Raw genomic sequence first — 1,872 nt, 5'->3', positions numbered from 1 at the left:
GCGAATGCAAGCCGCTCTCGATCGTTACGTTGCGGCGAGAGGTCCGCGCAATCCTGATGTGCAGCTGCGCACCGTCACCGCGTTCAACACGTTCATCGGCTATCTGTCTGACCGGGCAATGACCACTCAACTAGCCCTAGTCGGCGCACACAAAACCAGCTCAATCTGCCAACTTGTTAGTGCCAGCGGTGGAATCAGGTTGAGCCAGAACGATTTCTCACTACTCGTTGCCCGCTAACCGTCGTGCACGAAGAAGAATGTCAGACGCACGCGGGGTCAGCCGGCGCGCTGCGGCTTCGGCGACCACGTCCACTGGGCGATCTCGGGATCGTCTTCACCTTTGTCTCGGGTGTAGCGGCGGGCGGCTAGGCGCGAGTCGATCATTTGTTGGCGGAGCAACGCCGCGCGTTCGGCTAATCCGTCGACCCGGTCGATGACGTCCATGACTAAGTGAAAGCGATCCAGGTCGTTGAGCATGACCATGTCGAAAGGCGTTGTAGTGGTGCCCCGTTCCTTGAATCCACGCACGTGGATCTGATCGTGCCCGGTTCGACGGTAAGTCAGGCGATGGATGAGCCACGGGTAGCCGTGATAAGCGAAGATGATCGGCTTGTCGCGTGTGAAAAGCGCATCGAATTCATGATCGGTAAGGCCATGCGGGTGCTCGGAGTCCGGCAGCAGGCGCATCAGGTCGACGACGTTGATCACGCGTACCTGAAGATCGGGCAGTTCTCGTCGCAGGATGTCGGCGGCTGCCAGTGTCTCCAAGGTCGGGATGTCGCCGGCGCAGGCCAGGACCACATCGGGTTCGGCTGTCGCCGTACTGGCCCATTGCCAGATCCCTAGACCACGGGTGCAGTGCAGAACCGCTTCTTCCATCGGCAGGTACGCCAATGAGGGTTGCTTGCCGGCGACGATCACGTTGACGTAGTTGCGGCTGCGCAGGCAGTGGTCAGTCACCGACAGCAGTGTGTTGGCGTCGGGCGGCAGGTAGACCCGCACGATCTCAGGGCGTTTGTTAGCGACCAGGTCGATGAATCCTGGATCCTGGTGAGATGCGCCATTGTGGTCTTGGCGCCAGACATGCGAGCTCAGAAGGTAATTCAATGATGCGATGGGGGGCCGCCAGGTTAGTTCGCGGCTGGTTGATAGCCATTTGGCGTGCTGATTGAACATTGAATCGACGATATGGACGAATGCTTCATAGCAGTTGAAGAGGCCGTGTCGACCGGTCAGCAGATAGCCCTCGAGCCAGCCCTGGCACAGGTGCTCAGACAGCACTTCCATCACTCGACCATCCGGTGCGAGGTGTTCGTCGTCCGACGTGGTCCTCGAAAGCCAGACTTTGTCGGTTGTTTCGAATACCGCGCCGAGCCTGTTGGACGCAGTCTCGTCGGGCCCCATGAGGCGGAAGCGGTCAGGATTGCGTGCGATGACGTCGCGCAGAAAAGTTCCCAGCACGCGGGTAGCTTCGTGTGTCGTCGCGCCGGGTCGATCGAACGACACGGCGTAGTCGCGGAAATCCGGAAGATCCAGACCGCGCAACAGGAGTCCCCCGTTGGCATGGGGATTGTCGCTCATCCGGCGAGTGCCGGTCGGCGCCAAGTCCCGCAGCTCGGGGCGCAGCGCACCATCGTCGTCAAAGAGTTCCTCCGGCCGGTAGCTACGCAGCCAATTCTCTAGCTGTGCCCGGTGATCGGGGTTCTCGCGCGTCGCGGCAAGCGGAACCTGGTGCGCTCGCCAGGTGCCCTCGATCTGTTGGCCGTCAACCACTTTAGGACCGGTCCAGCCTTTGGGCGTGCGGAGCACGATCATGGGCCACACCGGCCGGTCGGCGACGCCACCGCTTCGGGCTGCCCGTTGAATCGTTGA

Annotated in this window: 2 protein-coding genes; one reads left to right on the top strand and one right to left on the bottom strand. The window is 61.2% G+C overall.

All coding sequences use genetic code 11. From position 1 onward, the window contains the following. The coding region (locus ABDV69_RS21360) for a hypothetical protein (protein WP_343577833.1) at positions 1-238 on the top strand (238 nt) is incomplete at its 5' end. 38 nt (positions 239-276) lie between these two features. Here ABDV69_RS21360 and ABDV69_RS21355 read toward each other — a convergent pair. After that, a partial coding sequence (locus ABDV69_RS21355) for a phosphoketolase family protein (RefSeq protein WP_343577832.1) occupies positions 277-1,872 on the bottom strand: 1,596 nt, incomplete at its 5' end.

The organism is Mycobacterium sp., from assembly GCF_039583785.1.
Lineage (GTDB): Bacteria > Actinomycetota > Actinomycetes > Mycobacteriales > Mycobacteriaceae > Mycobacterium.
The sequence above is the reverse complement of the archived record's forward strand: the minus strand, read 5'-3'. Positions and strand labels throughout refer to the sequence as shown.